At 63.5% G+C, this 21,925-nt stretch carries 20 protein-coding genes; 6 read left to right on the forward strand and 14 right to left on the reverse strand.

From position 1 onward, the window contains the following. Positions 1–53: 53 nt before the first annotated feature. The 11 genes from RPMA_RS15930 to RPMA_RS15975 form a co-directional block, all read right to left on the reverse strand. The gene (locus tag RPMA_RS15930) at positions 54–362 is read right to left on the reverse strand and encodes a hypothetical protein (RefSeq protein ID WP_211908596.1); all 309 of its coding nucleotides are present in this window, start codon (positions 360–362) and stop codon (positions 54–56) included. A 72-nt stretch (positions 363–434) separates the two neighbouring features. Next, the gene (gene tatC / locus RPMA_RS15935) at positions 435–1,238 is read right to left on the reverse strand and encodes a twin-arginine translocase subunit TatC (protein ID WP_211908598.1); all 804 of its coding nucleotides are present in this window, start codon (positions 1,236–1,238) and stop codon (positions 435–437) included. Beyond that, a complete protein-coding gene (gene tatB, locus RPMA_RS15940; RefSeq protein ID WP_211908600.1) occupies positions 1,235–1,765 on the reverse strand; it encodes a Sec-independent protein translocase protein TatB in 531 nt (176 codons plus the stop codon). Before tatB ends, tatC begins: the two co-directional genes overlap by 4 nt. 77 nt (positions 1,766–1,842) lie before the next feature. Next, positions 1,843–2,082, reverse strand: coding sequence for a twin-arginine translocase TatA/TatE family subunit (locus RPMA_RS15945; RefSeq protein WP_211908602.1), 240 nt, complete (start codon positions 2,080–2,082; stop codon positions 1,843–1,845). Positions 2,083–2,223: 141 nt separating this feature from the next. After that, entirely contained in the window at positions 2,224–3,324 is a 1,101-nt protein-coding gene (scpB, locus tag RPMA_RS15950) for an SMC-Scp complex subunit ScpB (protein ID WP_211913686.1), read from the reverse strand. Positions 3,325–3,546: 222 nt separating this feature from the next. Beyond that, on the reverse strand, positions 3,547–4,377 hold the full coding sequence (locus RPMA_RS15955; RefSeq protein WP_211908604.1) for a segregation and condensation protein A: 831 nt from the start codon (positions 4,375–4,377) through the stop codon (positions 3,547–3,549). Next, positions 4,374–5,399: a beta-N-acetylhexosaminidase gene (nagZ, locus tag RPMA_RS15960; protein ID WP_211908606.1), complete on the reverse strand. Its 1,026-nt coding sequence runs from the start codon at positions 5,397–5,399 to the stop codon at positions 4,374–4,376. The genes RPMA_RS15955 and nagZ overlap by 4 nt, the downstream gene beginning before the upstream one ends. A 46-nt stretch (positions 5,400–5,445) precedes the next feature. Beyond that, positions 5,446–6,306 carry an SPOR domain-containing protein gene (locus RPMA_RS28415; protein ID WP_328516520.1) on the reverse strand — a complete coding sequence of 287 codons (861 nt, stop codon included), beginning with the start codon at positions 6,304–6,306 and terminating at the stop codon, positions 5,446–5,448. After that, positions 6,303–6,947, reverse strand: coding sequence for a hypothetical protein (locus RPMA_RS28420; RefSeq protein WP_328516521.1), 645 nt, complete (start codon positions 6,945–6,947; stop codon positions 6,303–6,305). Before RPMA_RS28420 ends, RPMA_RS28415 begins: the two co-directional genes overlap by 4 nt. A 118-nt stretch (positions 6,948–7,065) precedes the next feature. After that, positions 7,066–8,868 (reverse strand): arginine--tRNA ligase, encoded by a 1,803-nt coding sequence (gene argS, locus RPMA_RS15970; protein WP_211908608.1) that lies wholly within the window; start codon positions 8,866–8,868, stop codon positions 7,066–7,068. 139 nt (positions 8,869–9,007) lie between these two features. Continuing rightward, positions 9,008–10,222 (reverse strand): deoxyguanosinetriphosphate triphosphohydrolase, encoded by a 1,215-nt coding sequence (locus RPMA_RS15975; protein ID WP_211908610.1) that lies wholly within the window; start codon positions 10,220–10,222, stop codon positions 9,008–9,010. Positions 10,223–10,321: 99 nt separating this feature from the next. Between RPMA_RS15975 and erpA the strand changes: the two genes are divergently transcribed. Further along, positions 10,322–10,669 carry an iron-sulfur cluster insertion protein ErpA gene (erpA, locus tag RPMA_RS15980; protein ID WP_211908613.1) on the forward strand — a complete coding sequence of 116 codons (348 nt, stop codon included), beginning with the start codon at positions 10,322–10,324 and terminating at the stop codon, positions 10,667–10,669. Between the two features lie 296 nt (positions 10,670–10,965). Here erpA and RPMA_RS15985 read toward each other — a convergent pair whose 3' ends face one another. The 3 genes from RPMA_RS15985 to RPMA_RS15995 form a co-directional block, all read right to left on the reverse strand. After that, positions 10,966–11,805 carry an amidohydrolase family protein gene (locus RPMA_RS15985; RefSeq protein WP_211908616.1) on the reverse strand — a complete coding sequence of 280 codons (840 nt, stop codon included), beginning with the start codon at positions 11,803–11,805 and terminating at the stop codon, positions 10,966–10,968. Between the two features lie 107 nt (positions 11,806–11,912). Next, a complete protein-coding gene (locus RPMA_RS15990; RefSeq protein WP_211908624.1) occupies positions 11,913–15,041 on the reverse strand; it encodes an efflux RND transporter permease subunit in 3,129 nt (1,042 codons plus the stop codon). 3 nt (positions 15,042–15,044) lie between these two features. Continuing rightward, positions 15,045–16,169 carry an efflux RND transporter periplasmic adaptor subunit gene (locus RPMA_RS15995; protein WP_211908626.1) on the reverse strand — a complete coding sequence of 375 codons (1,125 nt, stop codon included), beginning with the start codon at positions 16,167–16,169 and terminating at the stop codon, positions 15,045–15,047. A 191-nt stretch (positions 16,170–16,360) separates the two neighbouring features. Between RPMA_RS15995 and xth the strand changes: the two genes are divergently transcribed. From xth to RPMA_RS16020, 5 genes are all read left to right on the forward strand, one after another. Then, a complete protein-coding gene (gene xth, locus RPMA_RS16000; protein WP_211908634.1) occupies positions 16,361–17,152 on the forward strand; it encodes an exodeoxyribonuclease III in 792 nt (263 codons plus the stop codon). Between the two features lie 488 nt (positions 17,153–17,640). After that, positions 17,641–19,671 carry a TonB-dependent siderophore receptor gene (locus RPMA_RS16005; RefSeq protein WP_249225220.1) on the forward strand — a complete coding sequence of 677 codons (2,031 nt, stop codon included), beginning with the start codon at positions 17,641–17,643 and terminating at the stop codon, positions 19,669–19,671. A 210-nt stretch (positions 19,672–19,881) separates the two neighbouring features. Further along, positions 19,882–20,655: a MotA/TolQ/ExbB proton channel family protein gene (locus tag RPMA_RS16010; protein ID WP_211908638.1), complete on the forward strand. Its 774-nt coding sequence runs from the start codon at positions 19,882–19,884 to the stop codon at positions 20,653–20,655. Beyond that, positions 20,645–21,319: a hypothetical protein gene (locus tag RPMA_RS16015; protein ID WP_211908640.1), complete on the forward strand. Its 675-nt coding sequence runs from the start codon at positions 20,645–20,647 to the stop codon at positions 21,317–21,319. The genes RPMA_RS16010 and RPMA_RS16015 overlap by 11 nt, the downstream gene beginning before the upstream one ends. A 13-nt stretch (positions 21,320–21,332) precedes the next feature. Then, a complete protein-coding gene (locus RPMA_RS16020; RefSeq protein WP_211913687.1) occupies positions 21,333–21,920 on the forward strand; it encodes a hypothetical protein in 588 nt (195 codons plus the stop codon). The last annotated feature ends 5 nt before the right edge of the window (positions 21,921–21,925 follow it).

Consider the following 21,925-nt stretch of genomic DNA (forward strand, 5'->3'; position numbering starts at 1 on the left):
GGATTCCTAGGGAAAGCGGCCCTGAGTACCCCGAATGGCTGCCATTTGGAACATCAAATGGGAGGCGAAGCCTTTCCTAAGACGCCGACGACGAACACCGCGAGGACAGAAACAGCCAAAAGGATGAGACCGCCGACGCGCACGGTGACCTGCCATACCATCCGATCTATCGCCGCCGTCATATCCACCGAAGACGCAGGCAGATGAGACTTGGCTTCGGGCGCTTCGAGAACAACGGTGCTGGGACTGATAGCTTTGAACAGGTAAAGGGCTGCACCTGCATGAGCGTCCGCCTGTTCCTTGGGGACGCCCGCCTCGCGCAAACGTTTGGAATAAGTCAGCGTGTCAAAGGTAACGGTCATGTGCTTCCTCGCCACCAACCGAACTACAATCTAAGGTAGATTGAAGTACGGAAAATTGCAAGAAACACGTCCTTACTCCACCGTCGTCAGATCCGTCCCGGTCGCTGCCGCAGCCCGTTTCGCTGCGTTCTTCTCCACGATGGCCACCGAGTAGATCGAGCCCTCATAGAGGATCATCAGTGGGATCGCGAGCGACAGCTGGCTGATCACGTCCGGCGGCGTCAGCACTGCGGCGATGACGAAGGCGCCGACAATGAAATAGCGACGCTTGTCGCGCAGTTGCTTCGACGTGAGCACCCCGATGCGGCCAAGCAAGGTGAGAATGACTGGCAGCTGGAACGCGATGCCGAAAGCAAAGATCAGCGACATCATCAGCGACAAATATTCGCCGACCTTCGGCAGCAGCGCGATCTGCGCAGTCTCCGCGCCGCCGGTCTGCTGCATGCCCAGCGAGAAGCGGATCAGCATCGGCAGGACCATGAAATAGACCAGCAATGACCCCAACACGAAGAAGAACGGCGTTGCGATGAGATAGGGCAGGAACGCCCCCTTCTCATGCTTGTAGAGGCCCGGCGCGACGAACATGTAGATCTGCGCCGCGATCACCGGAAACGAGATGAAACCGGCGCCGAACATGGCGAGCTTCAGCTGCGTCAGGAAGTATTCGAGCAGCGCTGTGTAGATGAACTTCGAGTTCTCCGGCCCCGCAATCCACACGAATGGCCAGACCAGCACGTTGTAGATCTGCTTGGCGAAGATGAAGCAGAAGATGAAGGCCAGCGCGAATGCCAGCAGCGCCTTGATCAGCCGCGACCGCAGCTCGATCAGGTGGTCCATCAAGGGGGCCTTCGAGGCCTCGATATCTTCGGCGCTCATAGGGCTTTGGCGTTCTTCAGGACTTCGGGATTGCCGGACTCGGCAGACGGTTCAACGTGGTCGGTAGCAACGGGCACGTCGCTGGTAGCCACAGGCTCGGCCGGGGGCGGCAGGACTTCACGCGTAATGGCGAGCGGCTCGTTGACCGCATCATGCGCTGCAGCCTCGATAAAGGTGTCCGGCGTCGGTGGCTCCGGCGTGGTCGGCTCAACCGGGGGCGTGGTGACATTGTCGATCTTGTCGACGGTCATGGCATCGCTGACATCCTTGGTCAGCGAGGTCATGATGTTGTTCTTGGAAAAATCCGAGGCGGCGTCCTTGACGTCGTCGAACGCCTTTTTGACGTCGGCCATTTCGGCTTCGCGCATGGCCTCGTTGAACTGGCCCTGGAATTCCGAGGCCATGCGACGGGCCTTGCCCATCCATTGACCGACCATGCGCAGGACGCCGGGCAATTCTTTCGGGCCGATGGCGATCAGCGCAACGACGCCGATGACGACCAGTTCACTCCACCCGATATCGAACATGTAACAACCTGCTCACAGGCCGGACGAGCCGCGCCTTCTGACCCGTCCGCTGCGACTAGACCCAAACAGCCTTGACCTTAGACAGCCTTGCTGCCGACATCCGACCGGTTGGCGGTCGGCGCCGAGGGAGCCTGATCGATGGTCTTGTTCGGATCAGCGGGCTTCTCGGCCGGCTTGTCGTCGTCCGCCATGCCCTTCTTGAATGCCTTGATGCCCTGCGCGACGTCACCCATGAGATCGGAGATCTTGCCGCGACCGAACAACAGCAGGACCACCGCGATCACCACGATCCAGTGCCAAATGCTGAGAGAACCCATCCTGCTAACCCTCCAAACACGGAGCCGGCGTACCGGCCTGATTTAACCGGAACGTAGGCCGCGGGTTCGTCAAAAACAAGGACTTAACCACCGCGGAATCGCGCATGGACAAGTCGTAACGTCGCGAGCGTTAATGTCGCATCAGCGGTGCTGATCGTCATCCTCGTCCGACTTCGGCGCCTCGTCCTCCGAAGCCCCCTCGTCCGAGCCATCGGCGTCGATTTCCTCGTCCTCGTCGTCCTCGTCGAGGTCGTCTTCGTCGTCGAAATCGTCCTCATCCGCCTCGTCGGCGTCGAGTTCCGCAGTTTCGGTCTCGGCCTGCCCCGTTTCGGCGACGTCTTCCGCGTCTTCGCTGTCGTCCGCGTCGTCTTCGTCGATCTCGACGACGCCGAGTGCCGGCGCTTCGGCTTCTTCAGCGTCGGTCAGATCGTCGATATCGCCTGCTGCAGCGTCTGTCCCCGCCAAATCCGCAAAGCCAATGACTTCTGCTTTTGCCTCATCGTCAGACGCCGTTTCGGCCTGCTCGCCCTGCGCTTCCGGGAACTCCGGATCGGGCTCGGAAAGCGACAGGTGAAGCTCGCTATCCTCCAGCGGATCCTCGTCCTCGCGGAGCTGCGGATCGTCGGACGGATTGGGCACGCTGAAGCCGGCCGGCAGGCGCGAATCGAGCAGGCCCGTGCCCTTCAGCTCTTCGAGACCCGGCAGATCGCCGAGCGCTTCAAGGCCGAACTGGGACAGGAATGTATCGGTGGTGCCGAAGGTCAGCGGACGGCCCGGTGTCTTGCGGCGGCCGCGCGGCTTGATCCATCCAGTTTCCAGCAAGACGTCGAGCGTGCCCTTGGAGGTCACGACGCCGCGGATGTCTTCGATCTCGGCGCGGGTCACCGGCTGGTGATAGGCCACGATCGCCAGCACCTCGACGGCGGCGCGCGACAGCTTCTTGGTCTCGCTGGTCTCGCGGGTCATCAGCCAGGCGAGATCGCCGGCGGTACGGAAGGTCCATTTGTTGGCGATGCGCACCAGATTGATCCCGCGCATGGCGTAATCCGCCTGCAGCGCTTCCAGTGCTTTCTTGACGTTCACGCCTTCGGGCATGCGCTTGGCCAGCGCGGACTGGTCGAGCGGCTCGGTGGAGGCGAACAGCAGGGCTTCGAGAATGCGCATCTCTTCGGGGCGCGCCGCGACCTCCGGCTCGTCCTCCGCAGCGACTTCAGCCAACATCACGGACCCAGCCTGCTGCATGCTGTCATCTTTCACTTCGGGCTCGTCGGCCTGCGCGGATTCGTCCTGCTCGGCGACGACCTCCGACTGCGCGGCAATCACGTCGGATGGCTCGTCGTCGTGCTGATGCGCGGCTTCGTACTGCTGCGCGGCCTCGGCCTGCGGCATGTCCTCAACCTGATCCTCGACAGCGTCGATATGTTTCTTCGCGACACTGGCCATGTCCGGATCTCCTTCTCTCACTTACTCAGCCGGAACGACCGGCGCCACAGGCACGGGCGGAGGGCCCACATGCTTGCGGAAATACAGGGGTGCAAATGCTTCGCTCTGGCTGAGATCGAGCGTGCCCTCGCGGACAAGCTCCAGCGCCGCCGCAAAGCTCGACGCCATTACGGTGGCGCGTTGCTGCGGATCGGGCACATAGGCCAGCAAATATTCGTCCAGACGACTCCAGTCCTCGGCCATGCCGATGAGCCGCTCCAGTGAGGCGCGGGCCTCGCTCAGCGACCAGACGGTGCGCTTGGCGAGATGGACGCGGGTCAACACGCGGGCCTGACGCTGGGTCGCATAGGCCGACAGCAGATCGTACAGCGTCGCGGTGAACTTCTGCTGCTTGATTTCGGCGATCTGCTCAGGCGCCCCACGCGGAAACGTGTCACGGCCGAGCTGCGGCCGGGCCATCAGTTGGTCGGCCGCGCTCCGGATCGCTTCGAGGCGGCGCAGCCGGTTGGCCAGCGCGGTCGCCATATCCTCGGCGCTCGGGCCCTCTTCCTGGGTCGTCTGTTCCGGCAACAACAGGCGCGACTTCAGGAAGGCCAGCCAAGCCGCCATGACCAGATAGTCGGCCGCGAGTTCCAGCCGGATCTTTCGCGCTTCCTCGATGAACAACAGATATTGGTCGGCCAGCGCCAGGATCGAAATCTTGTGCAGATCGACCTTCTGCTGGCGCGCAAGCGTCAGCAACAGGTCGAGCGGGCCTTCATAACCCTCGACGTCGATGACCAGTGCTGGCTCGTCATTGGTGACGATTTCCGTCGGACGTCCGGTTTCAAACGACAGAATTTCGGCGCTCATGCGCTGGCTCCCGTCCGTGCAATCAGTTGGTCGAGTTCCGCACGCCCCGCCACGCGGTCGAACGGCTTTGGCTGCTGACGCGCGGCGATGGCAGCCCGGGCACGCTCGTCGGCTTTGCCTTTGAGCAGCGGGGTCTCGGCGGCGACTGCGCGCATCTCGTCCAGCTGGCCGTTGCAGTGCAAGACGACGTCGCAGCCGGCGCTCACGATGGCGCGGGTTCGCTCGGCGATCGATCCCGCCAGAGCATTCATGGACACGTCATCACTCATCAACAAACCCTGGAAACCGATACTGCCGCGAATCACTTCATTGATGATTGTCGCAGAAGTCGTGGCCGGCTGAGTGGCATCCAGGGCGTTAAACACAACATGTGCAGTCATCGCCATCGGCAGGTCGGCAAGCGGACGAAACGCTTCAAAATCAGAGGCTTCAAGCTCACTCTTCGAGCTATCTACGATTGGCAACTTGTGATGACTGTCGGCATTGGCGCGGCCGTGACCCGGAATATGCTTGAGCACCGGCAGCACGCCGCCATCCGCCAGACCATCGGTCACGGCCCGCGCAATGGCCGCCACCTTGGCCGGCGTCGTGCCATAGGCGCGATTGCCGATCACGGCGTCGGCACCCTCCACTGGCACATCCGCCAGTGGCAGGCAGTCCACGGTGATCCCGAGATCGATCAGATCGGCAGCAATGAGCCGTGAGCTCAGCCAGGCAGCGCGGAGGCCCAGATCCGGCTGGATATCGTAGAGCGCGCTGAAGACCGCCCCCGGCGGATAAACGGGCCAATGCGGCGGACCAAGGCGCTGAACCCGGCCACCTTCCTGATCGATCAGGACCGGCGCCCCGAGATCGCCTGTCGTCTCACGCAATTCTTCAACCAGCGCAGCAACTTGGGCCGGATTATCGATGTTACGTTTGAAAAGAATGAAGCCCCACGGACGCTCGGCGCGCAAAAAGGCGCGCTCGTCAGCGGTCAATTCGAGGCCGGATATTCCGGTGATGAAAGCGCGGGTGCTCATGGGGCCGATTAGGCCCCATCACCACGCAGGGTCAAGGAAAGCGCCGTTAATTCCTTTGGACTATTCCCTGCGGTCCACCGGCAGCTTCCAGATTCTTGCGGAACTGGAGCGCTTCATCCGCGGAACCGAACGGGCCGACCATGGCCCGGTAATATGTTCCCTTGTCGCCGAGATCAGCCTTCTTGATCACGGCCGAGCGGGAACCGAGCACCGAGGGGTATTTGCCCTGCAGCGCCTTGAACGAGGCACGGGCATCAGCATCGCTGCGCTGCGACGAGATCTGGACCACATAGCCGCCGGTTGACGCCGGGGCGACATCCTGCGGGGCAGCGTTCAGCGACGCCGAGCGGGTCGCAGGCGCGGCCGGAGCCGGCTGGGGCGACAGCTGCATCGGCGCGTTGGCCGAGGCATTGGAATTGACGGCCGGCATCGCAGCCGGCGTGGTCGGCCGGCCAGGAGCTGCGCGTGCCGCCGGAACCGCGGCCGCGTCCATCTGATCACCGCGGACCGCCAAAGTGCGGACCCGGCGTGGCTCGTCGCCATTAACGGCATTGTTTGCGACCATCGGCTTGTTTGCCGGCGAGACACTCGCGGTGGTCGGCGGATTGTTATTCTGGTTCAGTGGCGGGAACACCACGCGCGGGCCGCCGGCCTTGGTGGCATCCTGCACGTTCACAGGCGTTTCCTCGCGGGGCACCAGGCGCTCCTGGCCACTGGCCAGACGGTCGAGTTGCTTGCCGCTGTCGCTGGCGGCGGTTGCCGACGGCGGAATGATCTTGTTCGGGCCGGGCTCTGCCTTGATCACCGGCGGCTCGCCGCTGCGGGTTGGGCCGACAAAGGTCCGATAAGCGAACGCGCCGCCAGTACCGACGATGGCGAGCGCAAGCACCGCGGCAACGGTCTTCATGCCGCTGCGACGCTTCGGCGCCGGCTCCTCGTCCGCATAATCCCCTGCGGATAGCCATAGGGATCGTCCTGATACTGATCCTGCTGATAGACCTGCTGCCCGTGATCGGGCTGGCCATACAGTGCATCGTCGTAACGGTTCGGATCGGGCTGATGAGCCTGCGTCTCGTAAGCATGCGCCTGCTGCGGATGACCATAGGCATCGTAGCCAGCATGAGCCTGCGGCTCATGGGCTGCATAGCCCTGCGGAGCGTATCCGCTTGCGGCATAAGCCTGCGTATCGGGTTGCGGACCCTGTTCATACTGCTGCTGGAAATCGAATTCCGGCTCAGGCCGCGGCTGGCTGTAATGCTGCGGCTCCGGCTCGACCGGCTGAGCGGCACGCTGCGCGGCGACGCGCTGCATCCACGGCGGCGGGGTCGGCGCAGTCTCGAACGGCTCTTCCGGCTCGTCGTGATAGGCGGGCGCTGGCTCGGCACGACGCTGCGTCTGGGCTGCCGACGGACGGGCGGGCGCAGCGAACGGATCGGTCTGACCGATCAGGCGCGCCAGTTCTGCCAAGGGATCACCCTCGCCTTGCGAGCGCTGGTCATTGTAACCGGCGCCTGCGGGGTAAGATCGGTTCTGGTATTGATTGGCCATGGTGATGTCACATCCCCTGCGGGAAAGCCGCCACCTCGCCGACCGGACGAGATTGCTGCCTGTCATTGACCGCGACACACCCCCATGCCGCGACCATTCCCAATTTATTACTCAACTACTAACGCATCTCATTCGGAGCGGAGACGCCGAGAACGGCTAGTCCTGACCTAAGAACGGAAACGATGCTCTGCACGAGTGCCAGACGTGCTTTAGTAAGTTCTGCATCATTAGTGATAATGAAGCGTAAATGAGGCGCATCGCGCCCCTGGGTCCAGTGCGCATGGAAGGCGCTGGCCAGGTCGTAGAGGTAGAAAGCGATCCGGTGCGGCTCATGCGCCGTGGCCGCCGCTTCGATCATCCGCGGATACAAAGCGAGCTGCCGCAGCAGGCTCAGCTCGGCCGGATCGTCCAGCCGCTCCATTGCCGCATCCTTGAGGTAGGCAGTCCGCGCCGCGCTTTCCAGAGGCAGGTCGGCGACCTCCGGCATCTGCTCCCGCGCATTGCGGAAGATCGAATGGCCGCGGGCGTGACCGTACTGCACATAGAAAACCGGATTGTCCTTGGACTGCTCGATGACCTTGGCGAGGTCGAAATCCAGCACGGCGTCGTTCTTCCGGAACAGCATCATGAAGCGGACGGCGTCGGAGCCGACCTCGTCCACGACTTCGCGCAAGGTGACGAAATCGCCGGAGCGCTTCGACATCTTCACCGGCTCGCCATTGCGCAGCAGCTTGACCAGCTGGACGATCTTCACATCCAGATCGCCCTTGCCGTCGGTGACCGCCTTGATCGCCGCCTGCACGCGCTTGATATAGCCGCCGTGATCGGCGCCCCAGACGTCCACCATGCTGCGGAAGCCGCGATCGACCTTGGTCTTGTGATAGGCGATGTCGGAGGCAAAATAGGTGTAGCCGCCATTCGACTTCAAAAGCGGGCGGTCGACGTCGTCGCCGTAGGCGGTGGCGCGGAACAGGGTCTGCTCGCGATCCTCGTAGTCGTCGATTGGCTTGCCCTTCGGCGGCGGCAGGCGGCCCTCATAGACGTCGCCCTTGGCGCGCAGGAAATCGATGGTCGCCCCGACCTGATCGGTCGCGCCCGTGATCAGCGAACGCTCCGAGAAGAACATTTCGTGGCTGATGTTCAGGGCTGCGAGATCGCCCTTGATCATCTCCATCATCATGTCGATAGCCTTGGCACGCGTGATCGGCAGCCACTGCTCTTCCGGCATATCCTTCAGCGCAGCGCCATGCTCCGCAGCCAGCGCCTGCCCGACCGGCTGCAGATAGTCGCCGGGATACAGGCCTTCCGGGATTTCGCCGATCGCCTCGCCCAGCGCTTCGCGATAGCGAAGGAATGCCGAGCGGCCGAGCACATCCACCTGGGCGCCGGCATCATTGATGTAATATTCGCGGGTGACCCCAAATCCCGCGATGTCCAGCAAGCTCGCCAGCGCATCGCCAAACACCGCGCCGCGGCAATGGCCGACATGCATCGGACCGGTCGGATTGGCCGAGACATACTCGACATTGACCTTCTCGCCGCCACCGATGGCGCTGCGGCCATAGGAATCGCCGTCGCGCAAAACGGCACGCAGCGCGTCGGCCCAGACCGTGGTCTTCAGCGTCAGATTGATGAAGCCGGGACCGGCGACATCGACAGACGTGATGAGGTCATCGGCGCGCAATTTGGCGGCGATCGCGTCCGCGAGATCGCGCGGCTTGGCCTTGGCCTCCTTGGCCAGCACCATCGCGGCATTGCTCGCCATGTCGCCGTGGGATGCATCCTTGGTTGGCTCGACGACGATACGCGACAGATCGATGCCGGCAGGCAGCACGCCGTCGGTGATCAGGTCGTTGCAGATCGCATGCACGCGGGCGAGCACATTGGCGAACAGATGCGGCGTCGGAGCGGAAGTGGTCATTAGGTACAGGAACCGGGCTGAGCCGGACTCACCCGGCATGGATTTGTGCGCTGATTAGCATTTTGGGCGCGGTTTGCACGCAGCCAAACGGCGGCGCGCAAACCCGAATATTTCACAATAAAAGCAGAGACTTACTGATTCAACGCAATTCCGGGGTCGAGTCAAAGAGCCGGACATGCTCGGTGATGGCGAAACGGTCGGTCATCCCGGCGATAAAATTACCGATCCGGCGGGCCTGCTCGGCCTCCGATTCCGCCTTGGCGGTCGCGCCGGCCTGCCAGTCCGGCGGCAGGTCGTCGGGTTGGCGCATGTAGCGCGAGAACAGGTCGGCGACCAGGCACTCGGCCTCGACCATCACCCGCATGACGCGCGGATGGCGATACATACCGGTCCAGAGGAAGGCTTTGACGGCACGCTCGGCCTCGGCAGCTTCCGCGGAGAAGGCGATGAGCTGCCGGCCGCAATGCCGGACCTCCTCGGCCGAGCGCGGCCTCACCTCGTCCAGCCGCCGCTGCGCCTCGCTCACCACGGAGCCGATCAGATAGGAGATCAGCTCGCGCACCAGCTCCGCGCCGCGGCGATCCTGATCGAGGCCGGGATAGCGCGCATCGATATCGGCGACGACACCGGCCACCAGCGGGATCGCCGTGAGGTCGTCGATGCTGAACAGGCCCGCGCGCAGGCCATCGTCGATATCGTGGGCGTCATAGGCGATATCGTCGGCGATCGCCGCCGCCTGCGCTTCCAGCGAGGCATAGCTGCCGAGTTCGAGGTCGAACCGGGCATTGAACGCGGTGATGCCGAGCGGCAGGCCGTGCTGCGCGTAGCGGTCGAGCGGCGTGCCATTCGGCGTCGTCAGCGGGCCGTTGTGCTTGACGATGCCTTCGAGGGATTCCCAGGTCAGGTTGAGGCCGTCGAAATCGGGATAGCGGTGCTCCAGCGCGGTGACCACATGCAGCGCCTGCGCATTGTGGTCGAAGCCTCCATGGGCCTCGAGACAGGCATCCAGCGCGCGTTCGCCGGCGTGGCCGAATGGCGGATGGCCGAGATCATGCGCCAGCGCCAGCGTTTCGGTGAGGTCCTCGTCGAGGCCGAGCTGCCGCGCCACGGCGCGGGCGATCTGGGCGACCTCCAGCGTATGCGTCAGGCGTGTGCGGTAATGATCACCCTCGTGGAACACGAAGACCTGGGTCTTGTGCTTCAGCCGGCGGAACGCGGTGGAATGGATCACCCGGTCGCAGTCCCGGCGGAATGCGCTGCGGGTCCGGCTCGGCGCTTCCGGGAACAACCGGCCGCGGCTGCGCTCGGAATCACAGGCATAAGGAGCGCGGGGAGCTGCCATTCCGACCGACACGGCTGTTTATCCTTGATCCAATTGATTCCGGGGGCTGCCGCACTTAACTATGGGGCGCGGGAGATTCAAATAGTCCGAATCCCTCCGGCGGAGCCAGACATGACCGACACTGCCACGATCGACGCCCCCCTCACCGTCAGCGCCAGCGCTGCGCGCCGGATCGGCGAGATTCTAAAGGCCGAAGGTGACGGCGCGATGTTACGCGTCTCCGTCGAAGGCGGCGGCTGCTCCGGCTTCCAGTACAAGTTCGACGTCGAACGCGCCAAGGCGGAAGACGACGTGGTGATCGAGCGCGACACCGCCGTGGTGCTCGTCGATCCCGCATCGGCACCGTTTCTCGCCGGCTCCGAACTCGATTTCGTCGACGACCTCATCGGCGCCTCGTTCCGCGTGGTCAACCCGAACGCGACGGCATCGTGTGGCTGCGGGACGAGTTTTTCGATCTGAGCGTCAGCGCTGTTCCGGTTTCGATAACGGCGTTAGTGGCGCGAGTGCGCTTCTGTTGTCTTCTCCCTCTCCCAAGCCGCGCAGCGGCGCCTTCTTTTCCCTCCCCGGAGCGCAGCGACTGGGAGGGTGGTGAGAAGCGAGCGTTCAGCGAGCTTCGAGACGGGTGGGGTGCTGCCACAAACGCCGACGTCACGTGGGGAGACACCCCACCCGGCGCTACGCGCCCCCCTCCCCATTCGCTTCGCTCCGGGAGGGAAACCACCGGCGCCCGCGTATCAACCCACCAACCCCCGCCCCTACTTCTCCGCAAACAACGCCCGCGCATTGCCGTGGGCGATCTTCTTCGCGATCACGGGCGGAAGCTGCGCGAGCCAGGCGCGGTAGCCGGCCATGATGTCGTCATAGCTCGCCCAGCGTTCCGGCACCCAGGTGTCGGAGCCGACCAGGAAGCGATCCGGATAGGTCTCGAACAGTTTTCGCCATTCCGGCGTCAGTTTGCCTGATCCGTCGACGATGCCGCTACGATAGGACAGTTCGCCCCACAGTTTCGGATATTTTTGCAGCATCGCGGCGACGCGATCGGGGCCGAGGCTGAAGCCCGTATGCGCCCAGATGATCTGTGCCTTCGGATTGTGGCGCATCAGGATCTCGACGGCCTCGGCATCGGCATGCGCGTGCAGATAGAGATTCTTCTCGACGGCGAAGTCGACGGTCTTCTTCACCATCTCCGTATCGGCGGCCTTGCCGGTGAGATGGAATTCGCCGACGCCGCGATAATAGCCGCGCTTGTATTCGTCCTGCACGAGATCGAAGATCACGGAATCGTTGAACCACGACCCGATATCGGCGCGAATGCGATACGGCCGGATGAACGGCACCACCTGCAAACCGCTGGCCTTGCCGTCCGCCTGCTTGTCCATCAGCACATGGGTGCCGGTGTTCGGGCGGGAGGTTGCGAGGATGCCGGTGACGCGGTTGCGCTTGAAAACCTCCAGCACCTCGTCAGGCTGGTAATAGGGTTTCGGCTCCCAGTTGTAGTGCATGTGGGCGTCGAAGATTTCGATGCGGTCATCGGCGCGTGCGGCGACGACGCAAGTAACGAGAGCGACTGCAGCGCAAAGGGCCTTGATCGACATGTGATGCTCCTGCGTAGCCCGGATGGAGCGCAGCGCAATCCGGGGACCGACGTCTCGATTTGTTCTGCTGTCCCTGGATTTCGCTTCGCTTCATCCAGGCTACGACATCACTCCGCCGCAACGACCCGCGGGCGGCCGTCGATCTCGTCGTCCTCGATCTGCGGCTGCAGCTTGCGCTTCAACTTGCGATCGATGCGGTCGAGATAGATGTAGATCACCGGCGTGATGTAGAGCGTCAGGAGCTGCGACAGACAGAGGCCACCGACCACGGCGACGCCGAGCGGCTGGCGCAGTTCGGCGCCGGCGCCGGCACCGATGGCGATGGGCAGCGTGCCGAAGATCGCCGCGAAAGTGGTCATCATGATCGGGCGGAAACGCAGCAGCGCGGCTTCACGGATGGCGTGTTCCGCGGAGAGACCGACACGGCGGCGCTCCAGCGCGAAGTCCACCATCATGATGGCGTTCTTCTTCACGATGCCGACCAGCATCACGATGCCGATCATGGCGATGACCGACATTTCCATCTTGAACAGCATCAGCGTCAGGATGGCGCCGATGCCCGCCGATGGCAGGCCGGAAATGATCGTGATCGGATGGATGAAGCTCTCATAGAGAATGCCGAGGATCACGAAGGCCGCGAACACGGCGGCGAGGATCAGCACGCCCTGCCCGCGCAAACTGTCCTGGAACACCTGCGCGGTGCCCGAGAAGCCCGTCGCAATCGTCACCGGGAGCTTACTGTCGCTTTCGATCTTCGTGATCTGGTCCACCGCATAGCCCAGCGAATAGCCGGGCTGCAGGTTGAACGAGATCGTCACCGCGGGCTGCTGGCCCTGATGGTTGATCTGCAGCGGGCCCACCGTCGGCACCAGTTTCGCCACCGCCGACAGCGGAATGGTCTGGTTGGCCGAGGTCTTCATATAGAGCTTGGAGAGATCGCTGGGATCGACGCGGAACTGCGGCTGCGCCTCCAGGATGATCTGATAGTCATTGGTCGGCGTATAGATCGTGCCGATCTGCCGCGCACCGAAGGCGTTGTAGAGCTGGTTGCGGACCTGATCAACGGTGATGCCGTAGACCGCTGCCTTCTCGCGGTCGATATCGACCGTCATCTGCGGGTTCTTGATGTAGAGGTCCGTGGTCACGTCGAGCAGGCCCGGCACTTTCGAGATCGCCTCGCGCATCTCGGGCGCCAGCCGATAGAGCTGCTCGGTGTCGCTGCTCTGCAGGACATATTGATACTGGCTCTTCGACGGTCGGCCGCCGATATTCAGGTTCTGGATGCTCTGGAAGAAGGCCTGCAGGCCCGGCACCGCCGTCGCCTTCTGGCGCAGACGTGCCATCACGACCGGCGCCGCCTCGCGCTGCTTCTTCGGCTTCAGCGCCACAAACAGGCGGCCGTAATTGGCCGTTGCATTGGGACCGCCGGAGCCGACGGTGGAGTTGATATATTCAACCGCCGGATCGGATTTCAGCACATCGACCAGTGCGGCCTGCCGCGCCTTCATGGCTTCGAACGAGGTGTCGGTGGCGGCCTCGGTGATGCCGGTAAGGAAGCCGGTGTCTTCCTGCGGGAAGAAGCCCTTCGGCACGATCATGTAGAGATAGACGGTGCCGCCCAGTGTCGCGAGCGTCACCAGCAGCATGACGGCCTTGTAGGCGAGTACGCGGTCCAGCGACCATTCATAGGCGCGCAGCCAGGCCGCGAACATGCGCTCGAACAGGCGCAGGACGACGTTCTCTTTGTGATTGGGATCATGCGCCCGCAGCACGCGCGCGCACAGCATCGGCGTCAGCGTCAGCGACACGAAGCCGGAGACGACGATGGCGACCGAGATCGTCACTGCGAATTCGCGGAACACACGGCCGACGATGCCGCCCATCAGCAGCACCGGGATGAACACGGCAATCAGCGAGAAGGTGATCGAGATGATCGTGAAGCCGATTTCGCGCGCGCCCTTCAATGCGGCCTCGAAAGGCTGCATGCCGCGCTCGATGTGGCGGACGATGTTTTCCAGCATCACGATGGCGTCGTCGACCACGAAGCCGACGGACAGCGTCATCGCCAGCAGCGTCATGTTGTTGATGGAGTAGTCCAGCATATACATGACGGCGCAGGTGCCGAGGATCGAGATCGGCACAGCCAGCGCGGGAATGAAGGTGGCCGAAGCCGAGCGCAGGAACAGGAAGATGACGATGATCACCAGCACCACGGCGATCACCAGCGTTTCCTCGACGTCGGCGACGGCCTCGCGCACCGAGACCGAGCGGTCCATCATCATATTGACCTCGACCGAGGCCGGGATCTGCGCGCGCAGCGACGGCAGCCGCTCGCGCACGGCATCCACCACCGCGACGGTGTTGGCATCGGGCTGTTTCTGGATCGCCAGCACGATGGCGCGTTCGCCGTTCAGCCAGGTGCCGACCTTGTCGTTCTCGACGGCGTCATAGATCTTGGCGACTTCGTTTAGCTTCACCGGCGAACCGTTGCGCCAGGCGACGACGATCTGGCTGTAATCGGCGGCCTTGGTCATCTGGCCGGAGGCCTGTAGCGAAATGTCCTGCTTGGGGCCGTTGAGGGTTCCGACCGGCGTCGAGGAATTGGCACGCGACACGGCGGTGCGGATGTCTTCGAGCGACAGGCCACGCGCGGCCGCAGCCTCCGGATCGGCCTGGACGCGGATGGCGAATTTCTGCGTCCCGTAGATCAGCACCTGCGCGACGCCGGGAATTTGCGACAGCGCCTGCCCGATGGTGATGTCGCCGAATTCGTTCACCGCCGAGAGCGGCAGCGTGGACGACGACAGCGCGATGAACAGGATCGGGAAGTCACCCGGATTTACTTTTCGGAAGCTAGGCGGGATCGTCATCTCGATCGGCAGACGCCGCTGCGCGATGGTCAGCGCGGTCTGCACGTCGAGGGCTGCGGCGTCGATGCTGCGGTTGAGATCGAACTGGATGGTGATCTGCGTCGTGCCTTGCGACGACGACGACGACATCGACGAGATGCCGGCAATGGTGGAGAGCTGGCGTTCGATGACGCCCGCGACCGACGCGGCCATGGTGTCGGCGCTGGCGCCCGGCAGAGTCGCGGTGACGGCGATGGTCGGGAAGTCCACTTTCGGCAGCGCCGAGACCGGCAGCAGGCGGAAACCGAAAATGCCGAACGCGATGATCGTCGCCGTGATGAGCGTGGTCATCACAGGGCGACGGATGCAGATCTCCGAGAGGGTCATGGCTTACGCCCCGGCCTTGCGTTTGCGCGCTTCGACCTGGGTGCCCTGGGTCAGCAGCAGCTGACCGTCCACCACCACCTCCTCATTGCCCGACAGGCCGGTGGTGATCACCGACTGGCCCTGGAAGGTGCGATCGACCTCGACCGGCTGGATCTGCGCCTTGCCGTCCTTCACCACGAAAACGAAGTTCCCGGTCTGGCTGCGCTGCACGGCCACCGTCGGCACCGTGACGCCGTCCTCGACGCGAATGATGAGCTTGGTCTGCACCAGCGTGCCCGGCCACAGGATCTCGCTGGTGTTGTCCATGATGCCGCGGACCGTGACCATGCCGGTGGTGGAATCCACCGTGTTCTCGATCATGGCGACCTTGCCGCTCTCCGAACGCTCGCTGTTCGGGATCGTCGCGACCACCTTGGTGGTACCGGCGGCCATGGCGTCGCGCAGATCGGCGAGCAGGCGCTGCGGGATCGTGAAGGTCACATAGACCGGCGCCATCTGGTTGATGGTGGCGAGCGGCGCGGTGTCGGCCGGGCGCACGAAATTGCCGACCTTCACATTGGCGGCGCTGATCCGCCCGGAGAACGGCGCCTTGATGATGGTGAAGCTCTTCTGGACCTTCAGATTGTCGAGCATCGACTGGTCGGCCTTGATGGTGCCGGCCAGGATGTCGGTCTGGGTCTTGGCGTTGTCGAGGCTGACCTGGGTGGTCGCGCCCTTCCCGATCAGGTCGGCGAAGCGGCGGACGTCGCGCTCGGCACCGGCGAGCTGGGCCTGGTCGCGGGCCAGCGTGCCTTCGGCCTGCTCGATCTGGGCGTCGATCTGGCGCGAATCAAGGGTGAAGAGGAGGTCGCCTTCATTGACCTTGGCGCCGTCCTGGAAGTGGACGGAGATGATGGTGGTTTCCAGCCGGGACTTCAGCGCCACCGAAGAGATCGGCGTCACCATCCCGATGGCATCCACATCCACCGGCACCGGCTTGCGCTCGGCGTTGGCGAGCTCGACGGCCACGATCCGGGTGCGCGGCTGAGTTTGGGCCTTCTCGCCCCCCATCCAGGAGGACCGCGTGGCATAGCCGGCGACGGCGACGCCACCCAGGACGACGAGAGCGATCAATGTGCGTTTGTTCATATGGTCTTCGTCACCTGGAACGTCACTTGGAACAGCCTTCGGGTCGCAGCTCGGGTGTCGCCCCCCTGCCCGCCCGTGCCTGATTGTTTCGGCACCTGTGCGCTTTAGGCTTAAAGCGTATCATGCCGCCGCCGGGGATGATATGCCGCACCGACGCAATATTGCCACCATTGTTACCGGAATTCGCGCCCATGAGAATTGCCACCTGGAATGTGAATTCGGTCCGTCAGCGGCTCGACCACCTGCTCACCTGGCTCAAGGAATGCCGGCCGGACATCGTCTGCCTGCAGGAAATCAAATGCATGGACGACGCGTTCCCGCGCGAGCCCATCGAGGCGCTCGGCTACAATGTCGTCACCCACGGCCAGAAGACCTTTAACGGCGTCGCCCTGCTGTCCAAATATCCGCTCGACGAAGCCACGCCGCGCCTCGCCGGCGACGACCTGGACGAGCATGCCAGGTTCATCGAGGGCGTGGTGTCGCTGAAATCGGGCGTGGTGCGGGTCGCGTGCCTGTATCTGCCGAACGGCAATCCGGTGGACACCGAGAAGTATCCCTACAAGCTGCGCTGGATGGAGCGGCTGCGCGAATTCACCAAGCTGCGCCTGAAGACCGAAGAACCGCTGATCCTTGCCGGCGACTTCAACGTGATCCCGCATGCCCGCGACGTCCACAATCCCGCGGCCTGGGCCAATGATGCGCTGTTCAAGCCCGAGACCCGCGAGAGCTTCCAGGCCTTGCTCGGCCTCGGCATGACCGACGCGCTGCGCGCCGTCACCGATGACGCCGGCCAGTACACGTTCTGGGACTATCAGGCCGGCGCCTGGCAGAAGAACTGGGGCATCCGCATCGACCACCTGCTGCTGTCGCCGCAGGCCAGCGACAGGCTCGTCGATGTCGGCATCGACAAATATGTCCGCGCCTGGGAGAAGCCGAGCGACCACGTACCGGTCTGGGTCGATCTCGATCTGGAGGTGGCGTGAGCCGACGGTCGGGACCGCCTCGCTCTATAGGCCGGCCTGACCGCGCGTCCCTCACTCTGCGCTAATTTTGACACACGCGGCCAACGGTTGACATTTCTCAATCTATTCTAAGTCCCGAACGATTGTGGACGCTAAAGTTGTAGATCACGAAAGCTCCGGCAGATGATGACAATCTGCATCGTTAACGGGGGCGATATCGTGATTATCGGCATCAGGACCTTGACACACGCCGCTTGGCTCGGCGCGGCAAGTCTTCTCGTTCTGTCAGCAGACATCACCACCGGCGCGCATGCGCAGTCGACACTCCCGGCGGTCACCGTCGATGCGCCGCAAGCACCGACCACGCGCCGCGCCATGAGCCCCCGCCGCAACGCCGGGGCACGGCGCGCGCGAAGCATTACTGCGCGGTCGCCGAGCCAGCCGGCACAGCAGGCTCCGGCATCAGCGCCGCGTGCCAGGGAAACGGCCTGGGCCATGTGGATGGTTTTGTGGCGACCCGCAGCGGCACCGGCACCAAGACGGACACGGCGCTGATCGAGACACCGCAGGCGATCTCGGTGGTGACGCAGGACCAGATCCAGGCGCAAGCGGCACAGAACGTCTCGCAGGCGGTGCGCTACACATCGGGTACGCGTGCCGAGGTCGCCGGCGCCGACGCCCGCACCGACGGCGTCTATATCCGCGGCTTTCTCGCCGACCAGTATCTGGACGGCCTGCGCCTCGTGAATTTCGGCATCTTCAGCTACGCGATCACCGAGCCGTTCAATCTCGAGCGCATCGAAGTGCTGCATGGCCCCGCCTCTATCCTCTACGGGCAGGCCACGCCGGGCGGCGTCATCAACATGGTGAGCAAGCGGCCGACATCCGAGCCCTATCACGAGATGTTCGTCTCCACCGGCAGCTACGGCCGTATCCAGAGCGGCGTCGATCTCAGCGGCCCGCTCGACAAGAACAAGGAGTTTCTCTACCGCCTGACCGCATCGGGTTACGATGTCGGCAGCCAGGTTGATCACACCGGCTACCAGCGCGTGTCGATCGCGCCTTCGCTGACATGGCGCCCCACCAACGACATCACCCTGACCATCCAGGGCGTCTATCAGCGCGATCCCAAGGCCGGCTTCTACAATCAGCTTCCGCCGCGCGGCATCGGCACGCTGTTTCCGTATCAGGGCCGGTTCATTCCGACGAGCTTCTATTCCGGCGAACCCGGCTTCGACAAAACCGACCGGACCTTTGGCTCGATCGGATATCAGTTCGAGCACCGCCTCACCGGCGGCCTGACGCTCCGGCAAAATCTGCGTTACCTGGAAAGCGATGTGAAATTCGCGGTGGTGTCGCCCGATGGCGGCCTGACCAACCCGACCAACCTCACCCGCGGTGCCTATGCCACGGATGAAACGATCAAGTCGCTGGCGGTCGACAACCAGGCCGAAGGCAAATTCGTCTATGGTCCGTTCGAGCACACGACCTTGTTCGGCATCGACTATCGCCATGCCATCGACACCGCCCTGAACCGACAAGGCACCGCCAACCCGATCAACGCGCTCGATCCCGTCTATGGTTTCACGCCCACGATGGCGATTTCCGGCAACAACCGCCAGCGCCTCGATCAGGTCGGCATCTATGCGCAGGACCAGATCAAGTTCGACCGCTGGGTCGCCTTGCTCGGCATCCGCCGCGATCAGGCCAACTCGCGCACCGACAACCTGTTCGCCGGCGTCAACGGCACCGAGAAGATGGACACCGCGATCAGCAAGCGCGGCGCACTGCTCTACAAATTCGACAACGGCGTCGCGCCCTACATCCAGTACACGGAGTCATTCCAGCCGACCGCGGGTACCGACTTCTTCAACAGCCCGTTCCTGCCAACGCGCGGCCAGCAGGAAGAGATCGGCGTCAAGTATCAGCCTGACCCACAGTCGCTTTACACGATCGCCTATTTCAACCTGACCCAACAGAATGTCCTGACGCCGGATCCCGATCCGACGCATATCCGTGGCGGTGTCCGCACCAATGTGCAGACCGGCGAAGTGCGATCGCGCGGCATCGAAATCGAGGGCAAGACCGAGGTCAATCGCAGCCTGACAGTTCTCGGCGCCTACACCTATCTCGACCAGACCGTGACCCAGAGCAACAACGCCGCCCAGCTCGGCAAGCGTCTGGTTGGCATGCCGACCCATTCCGCATCGGCATGGGCGGACTACACATTCCGCGGCGGTCCGCTCGACGGCTTCGGCATATCCGGCGGCGTGCGTTATATTGGCGAGTCCGCAGGCACGACGTCGAACTTCCTGCCCGCGCCGAACGCGACGACACCGTTCTTCATCCCCGCCGTCACATTGTTCGACGCCGCAGTGCACTACGACATGGCCGCGCTCGGGCCACAGTTCAAAGGCCTGAACCTGTCGGTGAACGGCACCAACCTGTTCGACAAGACCTACCTCTCGCTCTGTCAGGACGGCGGTTGCTATTACGGCCTGCGCCGACAGGTGATCGCGACCCTGCGCTACAAATGGTGAGGTGAACGCCAGCCCGTCGCTGCGGCCTGACGATGGCGGCTGCAGCGCATAGCTGTCGCTGGCGCCACGCCGCACGACCGCTATGCAGCATAATTCCTGAAAACTTCCGGCCATATCCCTCCATATCCCTTGGACGAAGCACCACACGCTGTGGTTTAATCAGGTCGCACTGGCTGACTTGATCGCAATGTCGTTTCGGGAAGCTGCGCTATGAGATCCATCGACACCTCCGTCGACCGCGCGGATATCGCTGATATCGCGCTTGTCGCGTCGGAACGCGACGTCCTGCTGCTCTGGATGATCTTTACCGGGCTCTCCGTCTTCGCTCTCGTGCTGCTGTGGCGATACGGCCTGATCGACCTGATGATCGCATCCGACCGGACCTACATTTCCAGCGTGATCGGCGTGCTCTACATCGTCACCTGCTGTCACTGTTTCCTGCGCACCCGCGCGATTGCGCGTGAAGGCGCAGCCGCGACGCGCTGCCGTGCATTGCTGAGCACGCCCGACGGCATGGCGGCGCTCACATCTGAACACCCGCGATTGCCGGACGGGATGGTCACCGATCACATCCGCAATCTGGTGACGAAAGCGAAGGCGCAAGGCGGCGGCCGGATCGACCAGACACTGATGCTGCGCGCGCTGGCCGATCGGCTGCGCGGCTCCAACGGCTTCGGCGCCTTCGCGTCCGACACGCTGATGAAGCTCGGGCTGCTCGGCACCATCGTCGGCTTCATCATCATGCTGGCGCCGGTCGCCACGCTCGATGCCGCCGACAAGGCGGCGATGCGCGCGTCGATGGGACTGATGAGCGATGGCATGGCGGTGGCCATGTATACGACGCTGGCCGGGCTGATCGGTTCGATCCTCGTCAGAATTCAATATTACATGCTCGATGCCGCCACCCAGCGGGTGTTTTCCGATGCCGTGATGCTGACCGAAACGCGGGTCACGCCGGTTCTGGAAGCGCGCCATGAACGATGATTTCGGCCTCTATCCACGCGACGAGAATTTCGATCCGCTCGGCGTGATGCTGTTCAAGGCGCTGCAGGTCATCGCCTTCCTGTTCTTTATCGCACTGCTGGCGGTGTCACCGGACTCCAAGGACGGCAAGATCGACTCCAAGGCCGAGTTCATCATCACGATGGACTGGCCCGACAGTCATCCCGACGACTTCGATCTGTTCGTGCAGGACCCCATCGGCAATATCGCCTGGTATCGGCATCGCGAAGCCGGCTTCCTCACCCTCGATCGCGATGATCGTGGCGGGGCCAACAATTCCGTCACCGTCAACGGCAAGAAGATCGCCTCGCCGATCCGCGAGGAAATCGTCACGGTTCGCGGAATCGTGCGCGGCGAATACACGGTCAATGTCTCGCACTTCGCGGCAACCACGGGCCAGCCGGTCCCCGTCAAGGTGAAGGTGCAGAAGCTCAATCCGACGGCGCAGGTCGTGTTCGACGACAGGCTGATCCTGGATCACACCGGCCACGAGCGCACCGCGGTGCGGTTCTGGCTCGATGCCGAAGGCAAGGTCGTTGATGTCCAGCAGCGCCACAAGTCGCTGCTCGAGACTTTCCGCAATGCCCGCGCCAATGGCGCCGATCTCGATCCCAAGACCGGCGTGAGGATGCCCCGCCGTGAGTAACGGCCAACAATCCATGGTGCTGACGCTGTCGGTCGGCTACGCGCTGATCGGCGCGCTGCTGCTGACGATCCTCGTCTATGCGCGCCTCGGCTGGCGTGCCAAGGCGGCGGTCGTCGTCGTCACCAGCGCGTTCTATATCGCGAGCTTCATCGGCCTGCGCGGCCTGCTCGGCTGGGCCAGCATCGACAGGCTGCCGCCCCGCTTCAAGCTGCTGCAGGCGCGGATCGTCGAACCACATTCACTGGCCGGCGATCCCGGCGCGATCTATCTCTGGGTGGAAACGCTGGACGACGACAATCGCCCGAGCGGCATCCCGCGTGCGTTTCGCGTTCCCTACAGCGACAGGCTCGCAGAGAAAACCGACAAGGCCATCAGCGAGATCGCGGCCGGCCATCCGCAAGGCGGGCGCGCAGCCGATTACGGCAGCGGTGAAGGCGGGCTGCTCGATGCCGCCCGGGAATACATCACGCCCAGCACGATCATGGAGACGTCAGGCGGCGATCCCTCGACCGGCGGCGGCCCCGTCGCGCCGCAAAGTGCCGGCGAAGCCGTGTCCTTCACACCCCTGCTCCCGCCGCGAATGCCGCCGAAGGATCAGTAGGCGTG

Source organism: Tardiphaga alba (genome assembly GCF_018279705.1).
Classification (GTDB): Bacteria; Pseudomonadota; Alphaproteobacteria; order Rhizobiales; family Xanthobacteraceae; genus Tardiphaga; species Tardiphaga alba.

Excerpts from the sequence above, each read along its gene's own strand:
- tatB (WP_211908600.1), bottom strand. The coding sequence starts at position 1,765 with ATGTTCGATATCGGGTGGAGTGAACTGGTCGTCATCGGCGTCGTTGCG.
- argS (WP_211908608.1), bottom strand. The coding sequence starts at position 8,868 with ATGACCACTTCCGCTCCGACGCCGCATCTGTTCGCCAATGTGCTCGCC.
- RPMA_RS28420 (WP_328516521.1), bottom strand. The coding sequence starts at position 6,947 with ATGGCCAATCAATACCAGAACCGATCTTACCCCGCAGGCGCCGGTTAC.
- erpA (WP_211908613.1), top strand. The coding sequence starts at position 10,322 with ATGACCGACACTGCCACGATCGACGCCCCCCTCACCGTCAGCGCCAGC.
- RPMA_RS16020 (WP_211913687.1), top strand. The coding sequence starts at position 21,333 with ATGGTGCTGACGCTGTCGGTCGGCTACGCGCTGATCGGCGCGCTGCTG.
- RPMA_RS15930 (WP_211908596.1), bottom strand. The coding sequence starts at position 362 with ATGACCGTTACCTTTGACACGCTGACTTATTCCAAACGTTTGCGCGAG.
- RPMA_RS15990 (WP_211908624.1), bottom strand. The coding sequence starts at position 15,041 with ATGACCCTCTCGGAGATCTGCATCCGTCGCCCTGTGATGACCACGCTC.
- xth (WP_211908634.1), top strand. The coding sequence starts at position 16,361 with ATGAGAATTGCCACCTGGAATGTGAATTCGGTCCGTCAGCGGCTCGAC.
- RPMA_RS16015 (WP_211908640.1), top strand. The coding sequence starts at position 20,645 with ATGAACGATGATTTCGGCCTCTATCCACGCGACGAGAATTTCGATCCG.
- RPMA_RS15995 (WP_211908626.1), bottom strand. The coding sequence starts at position 16,169 with ATGAACAAACGCACATTGATCGCTCTCGTCGTCCTGGGTGGCGTCGCC.
- RPMA_RS15985 (WP_211908616.1), bottom strand. The coding sequence starts at position 11,805 with ATGTCGATCAAGGCCCTTTGCGCTGCAGTCGCTCTCGTTACTTGCGTC.
- RPMA_RS16010 (WP_211908638.1), top strand. The coding sequence starts at position 19,882 with ATGAGATCCATCGACACCTCCGTCGACCGCGCGGATATCGCTGATATC.
- RPMA_RS15955 (WP_211908604.1), bottom strand. The coding sequence starts at position 4,377 with ATGAGCGCCGAAATTCTGTCGTTTGAAACCGGACGTCCGACGGAAATC.
- RPMA_RS28415 (WP_328516520.1), bottom strand. The coding sequence starts at position 6,306 with ATGAAGACCGTTGCCGCGGTGCTTGCGCTCGCCATCGTCGGTACTGGC.
- tatC (WP_211908598.1), bottom strand. The coding sequence starts at position 1,238 with ATGAGCGCCGAAGATATCGAGGCCTCGAAGGCCCCCTTGATGGACCAC.
- scpB (WP_211913686.1), bottom strand. The coding sequence starts at position 3,324 with ATGCAGCAGGCTGGGTCCGTGATGTTGGCTGAAGTCGCTGCGGAGGAC.
- RPMA_RS15945 (WP_211908602.1), bottom strand. The coding sequence starts at position 2,082 with ATGGGTTCTCTCAGCATTTGGCACTGGATCGTGGTGATCGCGGTGGTC.
- nagZ (WP_211908606.1), bottom strand. The coding sequence starts at position 5,399 with ATGAGCACCCGCGCTTTCATCACCGGAATATCCGGCCTCGAATTGACC.